Here is a 9,667-nt window from a genome sequence, read left to right on the forward strand (position 1 = left end):
GCCTGATCCACCGGGTAGGACTCGAAGACGGTGAGGGTGTCGAACAGCGGCCCGAGACCCGCGTCGCTCTGGATCTCCGGCAGGCCCAGGTAGTGGTGGTCGAGCAGGTCGGCCTGCTGCCCCTGCAGCCGCGCCAGCAACTCGGCCACCGACTCGTCGAAGTCGATTCGCACCCGTACGGGCACGGTGTTGATGAACAGCCCGACCATCGACTCGATCCCGGGGATCTGCGGGGGTCGGCCCGAGACGGTGGCGCCGAACACGACGTCTTCGCGTCCGGTGAGCCTCGCGAGCACCAGAGCCCAGGCGGCCTGGATCACGGTGTTCGGAGTGACGCCGCGCTGTCGGGCGAATGCCAGCAGGTCGCCGGTTTCCTTCTCCGAGTATCGGATCGGAACTTCCACCGGGTCCGCCGTCACACCGTCGTCGGTGCGGGTGGGCGCAACGAGGGTCGGCTCTTCGAGACCCTCCAGCGCGTGCGCCCACACTGTCCGCGAACCGGAAATGTCGCGGCGGGCCAGCCAATCGAGGAACTCCCGATACGGTCGCACCGTCGGCAGCGCGGACGGATCACCCGCAGTCGCGTAGAGCACCAGCAGATCCTGGACGAGCAGCGGGATGGACCATCCGTCCAGCAGGATGTGGTGGTTGGTCATCGCCAGTTCGTACCGCTCGGGGGCCGTGCGCACGAGTAGCAGTCGAAGGAGCGGCGCCTCGGTCATGTCGAACGGCGCCGTCCGATTGTTCTCGACCAGCGTCTCGAGTTCTGCTGTCGCGGAATTACTCTCACAATCGGACAGGTCGACGACGGTCAACGGCACCTCGACCCGGCCGATGGGGATCTGCACCGTGGCGTCGCCATCTTGCACGAACACGGCCCCCAAGTTGGGGTACCGCTCCACCAGCGCAGTGGCGGCAGCCCGCATCCGTTCCGCCGATACTCTGCCGACCAGGGTCATCCGCAGCTGGGAATGGTAGACATCCACGCTGTGTTCGGCCGCCAGCAACGAGTGGAAATAGAAACCTGCCTGCAGCGGCGACAGCGCCCACACGTCCTGGAGCGTCGGATACGCACGTTCCCACGCCTCGATCTGATCCTGGGTGGCAACCACCGCGAGGTCGGAGGGGGTCAGTCCGCGACCGGACCCGTCGACGACGTGCTCGACCTGGGCGGTGAGCGCCTGCTTCCACAAATCGGTGAGTTCGCGAACCTCTTCCACGGTGAGCAATTCGGCGGCGAACAGCACCGAGGCGCCGAGCTGCGGGCCGGAGTCGGTGTCGGCCACACCGACATTGATCTCGACGGCCGCAGAGGCACCCATGTCCGGATCGGTTGCGCCGGAGAAGACGCGGGACGAGGTGAGGTCCGGCACCCAGCCGAGCTGACGCATCTCCGGGGAGATCTCGCCCATTCCTGTTCGTCCCAGGTAGTTGAAGACCACCTGCGGCGGGTCGAAGTGCTCCAGCGCGCCAGCCGTGTCCGGGTTGAGGTATCGCAGAAGCCCGTATCCGATGCCCCGATCCGGAATGGCGAGAAGCTGTTCCTTCACGGTTTTGATCGCGGCGCCCGCGCCGGCGCCGCCGGTGAGCGCACTTTCTGCGTCGACGTCACCCAGCGCGAGCCGAACGGGGAACACGCTGGTGAACCAGCCCGCGGTGCGCGACAGATCTGCCCCGGGTACCGCCGATTCCTCCCGGCCGTGGCCCTCCAGGGTGATGTACGCGGAGGTCTCGTGGACGCCACGAGCACTGCGCCATCGGGTGAGAGCCACCGCGAACGCGGCCAGGAGTGCATCACTGACGGAGCACCGGAATGCTTCCGGTACCCGCGTCATGAGCGTTTTCGTGATCTCGGTCGGCAGCTCGACCCGCATTTCCTGCATGGTCCCGATCTGGTCGATCGAGGGGTCGAGCGCTCGTACACCGAGCATCGGATCCGAACCGTCGACGACACTGCGCCAGTAGTCGAACTGTGCGAGGGTCGACGGCTCTCGGGCGGCTTCCGACAATCCGTGTGCCCACCGCCGCAGCGATGTACCGACGGCGGGAAGATTCGGTGCCAGGCCGGCGGTGACGGCACTTCCCGCCGCCACCAGGTCGGGGACGATGATTCGCCAGGACACGCCGTCGATCACCAGGTGGTGCGCAACGACAAGGAGCCGTCCGCTGCCGGTAGGACCGCGATCGAGCCAGACGAACTGCGTGAGCACGGGCGCCTCGACATCGAGGCGGTCGGCAGCCGCGGACACTTCGCGGTCGACGACCGCGTCGAAGACGTCGACGTCGAGGTCGGCACTCACGGGCACGACCGTCACCAGGCGGTCGGCATCGACAGCGCCGACCGGCAGTACCTCATGGCGTGCGTTCCGGCCGTCGACGACCAGCCGAGAACGCAGCGCGTCGTGCCGGTCGAGTACCGCCTGCACCGTCGCCACGATGGCCGGCCTGTCGACACCGGCCGGCACGGTGAGCAGCACCGACTGCGAATACCGCCCGATGCGTCCGGGCCGGTCGAGGAGTGACCGGACGACGGGTGTCAGTTCGACGTCACCGACGCCGCCACCCTCGAGTTCGGCAAGCACGTTCGTGTGTTCGGAGGCCACGGTCGCGACCTCTGCGAGGGCGGCTATCGTCTTGCGCTCGAACACGTCTCGTGGGGTGAAGACGATTCCGGCGGCTTTGGCCCGCGACACGAGCTGGATCGAGACGATGCTGTCTCCGCCCAGGGCGAAGAACGAGTCGTTCACTCCCGGGTCGTCGACCCCGAGGGCGTCCCGGAACAAGGTGGCGAGGGTTTCCTCCATCGGTGTCCGCGGCTCGACGTGCGCCACCGTGACGGTCCCGATGTTCGGCGCCGGCAACGCGGCACGATTCAACTTGCCGTTCGCGTTGAGCGGGAAGGCATCGAGTATGACGAAACCGGCCGGCACCATGTACTCGGGCAATCTGCGCTGGGCATGCTCGGCGAGCTCGACGGTGTCGACGGCCACACCGGCAGCGGGCACCAGGTACGCCACCAGTTGCTCGCTCGCCGCCCCCGCGTGCACCGTGACGACCGCCTGGGCTACCGACTCCGCGGCCTCGAGCACGGCCTCGATCTCACCGAGCTCGATGCGCTGTCCACGCAGTTTCACCTGGAAATCGTTGCGACCGAGGAACTCCAGTTCACCCTGCGCGTTCCAGCGCAGCCGGTCCCCCGTCCGGTACATCCGCTCGCCGGACGCGTCGAACGGGTTCGCCACGAAGCGCTCGGCGGTGAGGTCGGGGCGGCCCGCGTATCCTCGGGCCACCTGGATGCCGGCCAGGTACAGCTCACCCGCGACTCCGACCGGAGTGGGGTGGAGCCGTTCGTCCAGAACATAGGCCCTGGTGTTCGACACCGGGCGGCCGACGGTGACGGTATCGGATTGCTCCGCGTCGACCCATGAGATTGTCGAGGCGACCGTTACTTCCGCGGGACCGTAGACATTGAGGATTCTCGCGTCGGACAGGTCCGAGAAACGCCGCGCCACGCTGACCGGAAGTGCCTCGCCGCCCACGAACACGGTGCGCAGCGAGGAGAACCGGGCCGGTTCGATGACGTCGGAAAAGACGGCGAGCATCGAGGGTACGAAGTGGAGCGCCGTGACCTGTTCGGTGTCGATCAGCGTGGCGAGGTACTCGGGGTCCCTGTGCCCGTCGGGTGTCGCGACCACGATGCGAGCCCCGACAGCCAAGGGCCACAACAACTCCCACAACGAGGCGTCGAACGACTGGGGCGTCTTGAACGCCACCCGGTCGGTCTCGTCGAGCACGCCCAGAGACAACAGGTACCGGACGTGGCTTCCGAGGCTCGCGTGCGAGACGACCACTCCCTTGGGGCGGCCGGTCGACCCTGAGGTGAAGATGATGTAGGCCGGGTTCTCGGCTGCGAGGGGCCGTCGCCTGTCGCGGTCCGACACCGGCGAATCGTCGTAGGGATCGAGATCGAGACCGTCGATCGACAGCACCGGCGTGCCGGAGTCCGTCGCGAACTCGTCGTCCCCCGCGGTGAGAACGAGAACCGGCGCCGCCGTCTCGATGACGTGCGCCGCCCGTTCCGCGGGAAGGTCGACGTCGAGAGGCACATACGCCGCGCCGGACCGCAGTACCGCGTGGAAGGCAATGAGGAACTCGACCGAACGGCGCACGGCCACGGCGATCGTGGACTCGGGTGCCGCGCCCTCGTCGATGAGTTTGCGCGTCAATCGATTGACACGGGAATCGAATTCCCGGTATGTGAGCGATCTTCCCCGGTCGACGACGGCCACGGCGTCGGGTGTGCGCGCCGCCTGTTCGTCGAAACAGGCTTGCAGCGTCCGTCCGCTCACGTCGGCGTCCGTGGCGTTCCAATCGCGCAGAACATGCGCGGTTTCGGCGGAATCGAGCATCGGGAGGTCCCCCACGGCAGTGCCGGGGTCGGCCAGTGCCGCGGAGACGATCAGCGCGAATCGCGCTGCGAAGGACTCCACGGTGGCGCGGTCGAACAGATCGGTGGCATAGGTGAAGGCTCCGTCGAGACCGGACACGGTGCCTTGCTCGTCCCGGATCTCGGTGAGGGTCACGTTCAGGTCGAACTTGGCGATTTCCGGGTTCAGATCCACGGCGGAGACCGTCAACCCCGGAAGTTCCAGCACACCGGGTTCGAAGTTCTCGTACGACAGACCCACCTGGAACAGCGGATGATGCGCGGTGGATCGGACCGGGTCGAGCACCTCGACGAGACGTTCGAATGGCAGGTCGGCGTGCGTGAACGCGGTGAGGTCGAAGGCCCGTACCTGCGCAAGTAGGTCGGCGAACGACTGGTCACCGGCAATCTGGACGCGCAGGGTGAGGGTGTTGACGAACATGCCGATCAGTTCCTGCAGCCCGGGTTCCGACCGGCCGGCGACCGGTGTCCCGACGGTGACGTCGGCGGAGTTCGCGAGGCGGGCAAGTAACACCGACAGGGCGGCGTGCCACACCATGAACGGGGTGGCGGCAGACCGGGCCGCGAGATCCGCGACCGCTTTCACGGTGTCCGCCTCGACCACGAACCTGACCGTGGCACCCGACCCGGTCGACACAGCGGGGCGGCGCCGATCGGTCGGCAACTCGAGCAGATCCGGGATGCCGTCCAGCGCCACCGACCAGAAGGCGATCTGCTCGGCGGCAGGTGATCGATCGTCGGTCTCGTCACCGAGGAAGTCCTGCTGCCAGAGGCTGTAGTCCGCGTACTGCACCTCCAGAGGGGCCCAAGCCGGTGCCCGGTCTGCGGCGCGTTCGGTGTAAGCGAGCATGATGTCGCGCGCGAGGGGTGCCATCGACGATCCGTCCGCGGAGATGTGGTGCACGACCACGGCCAGGACGTGTTCGGTCTCGGACAGCCGCAGCAGCGCTGTCCGCAGGGGCACCACGGACGTGACGTCGAAACCTTCGGTGGCAAGCGTCAACAGCCGCGCCGGCACCTCCGACTCGGCGATGAGGTGCACTCCCTGAGCGACCGGCACGTCGGCGACGTCCACGATCACCTGATGTGGACCGTCCGCCGAATCCGGATACACGGTGCGCAGCGTCTCGTGACGGTGCAGGACGTCTGAGATCGCGGCCAGTAGCACGTCACTGTCGAGCGTGCCCGACAGTCGCAGTGCAAACGGCATGTTGTACGCCGCGGACGCGGTGTCGAACTGGTTGAGGAACCACATCCGACGCTGCGCCGGGGACAACGGGATTCGGACCGGTCGTGTGGCGGCAACCAACGGCGGGCGAGGAGCCGTCTTCGCCGAGCCCTCGATGCGCTGCGCGAGTGCCTCGACGCTGGGGGCATCGAACAGATCACGCAGGGCGAGCGGTGCGTCGAACTCGGCCCGCACGCGGGATATCACCCGGGTGGCGATCAGCGAATTGCCGCCGAGTTCGAAGAAGTTGTCGTGGATACCGATCCGCGCGGTTCCGAGGACCTCGGCGAACACGTCGGCGAGGGCCTTCTCCAGCGCTGTCCGTGGGGCGGTGTATTCGGTCGCCGTCACCGAGAACTCGGGCGCGGGCAGGGCCTTACGGTCGAGCTTGCCGCTGGTGTTCAGGGGGAACCCGTCGAGTACCACCCACGCTGCGGGGATCATGTATGGCGGCAACGAAGTGGCCGCGAGCTCACGGAGCAGGGCGGCGTCGAGGTCGTGTTCGGGCTCGGGTACCACGTACGCGACCAGGTGATCGCCGGTGCCCGGATCGGTGTGGACCAGCACGGCAGCACCGGTGACCGACGGATGTGCCCGCAGCACGGTTTCGATCTCGCCGAGCTCGATGCGCTGGCCGCGGAACTTCACCTGGAAGTCGGTGCGCCCGATGTATTCGAGTACGCCCGCGTCCTCGTCACCCGTGTGGCGCCACCGCACCAGGTCGCCGGTGCGGTACATCCGCAGACCGGTGGTGAACGGATTGGCCACGAACCGGTCGGAGGTGAGATCCACCCGGCCCAGATACCCGCGGGCGAGCTGCTCGCCCGCCAGATAGAGCTCACCGGCGACACCGGGCGGAACTGGGTGCAGACGCGAATCGAGAACGTAGACCTGGGTGTTCCACTCGGGCCTGCCGATCGGCACGGTGCCGGTGGTGGCATCCGCCGTGTCCCAGTAGGTGACCGAGACCGCGGCCTCGGTGGGCCCGTACAGGTTGTGCAGAGCTGCGGCCGACATCGTCCGGAACCGGGTCACGGTCTCGGGAGGAAGCGCCTCGCCGATCGCGAACACATGCCGCAGCGTGGTACAGGATGTGGCAGGCAGGGACGCAACGAAGGCGTCGAGCATCGACGGCACGAAATCGGTGACCGTGACACCGTGCTCGTCGATGACGCGGGCGAGGTATTCCGGATCGCGGTGACCGTCCGGGGTGGCCAGCACCATCGTCGCGCCCACCTGCAGCGGCCAGAAGTAGCCCCACAGTGACACGTCGAACGTGGTTGCGGTCTTCTGCAGAAACACGTCCCGGCCGGTGAGCGCGTACTTCGATTGCATCCACAGCAGTTGGTTGACGATCCCGCGGTGCGGAACCGACACACCCTTGGGCCGCCCGGTGGACCCCGAGGTGTAGATGACGTATGCGGGATTGTCCGGGCGAAGCGGGGCCGGACGATCGGCGTCGGTCACCGTGTCGTCGGCATAGGAATCCAGCGAGATCCGGTCGATCTCGACGAACGTCGCTCCCTCGGGAAGTGCGCTCCGGTCAGCCGAGGTCGTGAGAACGCAGACGGGCTCCGCGGAGTCGAGTACGTACCCGATCCGATCGACCGGATGATCCGGATCGATCGGAACGTAGGCGCCGCCCGCCTTGACGATCGCGTACATACCCACCAGCAGGTCCGGTGACCGTCGCATCGCCAACCCGACCCGGGACTCGGGTCCCACTCCCCTCTCGATCAGATGACGCGCCAGACGATTTGCGCGGCAATCAAGTTCGGCATAGGACAGCGTGCGATCCTCGAACACCACCGCGATCGCAGCCGGTGTGCGGGCCACCTGCGCGTCGAACAGTTCGGGGAGGCACACCCGGGGCATCGGGCGGCCGGTGTCGTTCCAGGTGTCGAGAAGGCGACGACCCTCCACCGCGTCGAGGATCGGAAGATCACCGACGACGATGGCGGCATCCTCCGCGATCGTGTCGAGCATGTGCACGAACCGCCGGGCCATCGACTCGACTGTCGTCTCGTCGAAGAGGTCGGTGGCGTATTCGAAACTCGCCGCCAGGCCGCCGGGCGTCCCGGCGGCGGTACGTTGTTCGGTGACCGTCAGCTGCAGGTCGAACTTCGCGACGTGAACGTCGATCTCCGCCGCCTCGACATCCAGACCGGGCAGCTCCACCGAGGCGGGCGCGGTGTTCTGGAACGACAGCATCACCTGGAACATCGGGTGATGCGCGGCAGATCTCTCGGGGCTGAGCACCTCGACGAGACGCTCGAACGGGACATCGGCGTGGGAGAAAGCCGCCAGATCCACGTCCCGGACATGATTCAGGACATCGGTGAAACTGTCCCCGGACTCGACGCTCGTGCGGAGTACCAGGGTATTGACGAACATGCCCACCAGGTTGTCCAGCGCCTGCTCGCCGCGGCCGGCGACCGGGGTCCCGACCACGATGTCCGGTCCGGCGCCGAGACGCGAGAACAGCACCACGAGGGCTGCGTGGGTCACCATGAACACCGTGGTACCGGTGCTCTGCGCGAGTCGGGTGAGCTGCTCGTGCACCCGCCCCGGGATCTCGACTTCGACACGGCCACCGCGGTGGGACATGTTCGCCGGACGCGGCCGGTCGGTGGGAAGGTCGATCACCTGCGGCGCGCCGGCCAGCACGCTCTGCCAATGCGCTATCTGCCGGGCGACCAGACTGTCCGTGTCGTCCTCCGAGCCCAGCAGTTCGTGTTGCCAGACGCTGTAGTCGGCGTACTGCACCGACAGCGGCGTCCATCCGGGCGCCCGGCCCTGAACGCGTGCCGAGTAGGCGGTCATGACGTCGGCGGCCAGTGGGCCCATCGACCAGCCGTCCGCGGCGATGTGGTGCACGACGAGTACGAGGACGTGCCGATCCTCGGCCTCGCGGAACAGCCCGGCGCGCAGCGGAATCTCGGCGGTGAGATCGAAACCGGCACTCGCGAGACCGATCACCTTCTCGGTGATCGAGGAGCCGTCCGCCTCTGCCGGCACCTGCGGCAGCATGCCGGCGACCGGCAGGACTACCTGGTGCGGACCTTCCGCGCTATCGGGGAAGACCGTGCGCAAGGTCTCATGGCGTTCCTGCACGTCCTCGAGGGCCGACCGCAGCGCGCTCGGATCGAGCTTCCCGGTGAGCCGCAGCGCGATCGGAAGATTGTAGGCGGGTGATGCCGGATCGAACTGATTGAGAAACCACATCCGTTGCTGCGCAATGGACAGCGGAACCTGGTCGGGGCGCTCCTGCCGCTCGAGCACCGGCCGGCCGGCCGAGGACGGCGCGGCCTGGGCCACCGCGACAGCGAGCTGGGCGACGGACGGGGATTGAAACAGGTCGCGAACGCCGATCCGGACGCCGAGCGCCTCACCCACCCGGGACACCACCTGGGTGGCCATCAGCGAGTTTCCGCCCAGCTCGAAGAAGCTGGTCACGGTACTCACCTCGGCGATTCCGAGCACGTCACCGAAGACTCCCGCGAGGACCTCCTCGGTGACCGTGCGCGGCCTGACGACCACGTCGGACCGCGCCGCGAAAACCGGGGCGGGAAGCGCCTTTCGATCGAGCTTTCCCGCCGGAGTGAGCGGGAGAGCGTCGAGGAACGTGATCGAGGACGGCACCATGTAGGCGGGCAGGCTCCTCGCGGCGAATTCCGCGAGCTCGCGGGTGTCGATCACGGCGCCCGCGGCGGGCAAGACGTACGACACGAGACGCGTATTGTCCGAGCCGTCGTCGTGGCCGAGTGTGTGCGCGAATTCCACTGCGGGGTGCGCGGACAACACCGAGTCGATCTCGCCGAGTTCGATGCGGAATCCGCGGATCTTGACCTGGAAGTCGGTGCGCCCGAGGAACTCGAGCACATCGCGCCCGTCCGGGGCGGTCACCCAGCGGACGATGTCGCCGGTACGGTACATCCGTTCGCCACCACGGTACGGATTCGCGACGAAACGTTCGGCGGTCTGTCCGGGAC

At 67.4% G+C, this 9,667-nt stretch carries 1 protein-coding gene (running past one end of the window); it reads right to left on the reverse strand.

The window, feature by feature from the left end; translation table 11 throughout:
* Positions 1-9,667: part of a non-ribosomal peptide synthase/polyketide synthase coding region (locus WAW17_RS32625; RefSeq protein ID WP_422336965.1), annotated on the reverse strand (this coding region is incomplete at its 5' end). The annotated region extends 18,928 nt beyond the left edge of the window; the window shows 9,667 of its 28,595 annotated nt.

The organism is Rhodococcus sp. (in: high G+C Gram-positive bacteria), assembly GCF_049286785.1.
Classification (GTDB): Bacteria; Actinomycetota; Actinomycetes; order Mycobacteriales; family Mycobacteriaceae; genus Rhodococcus_F.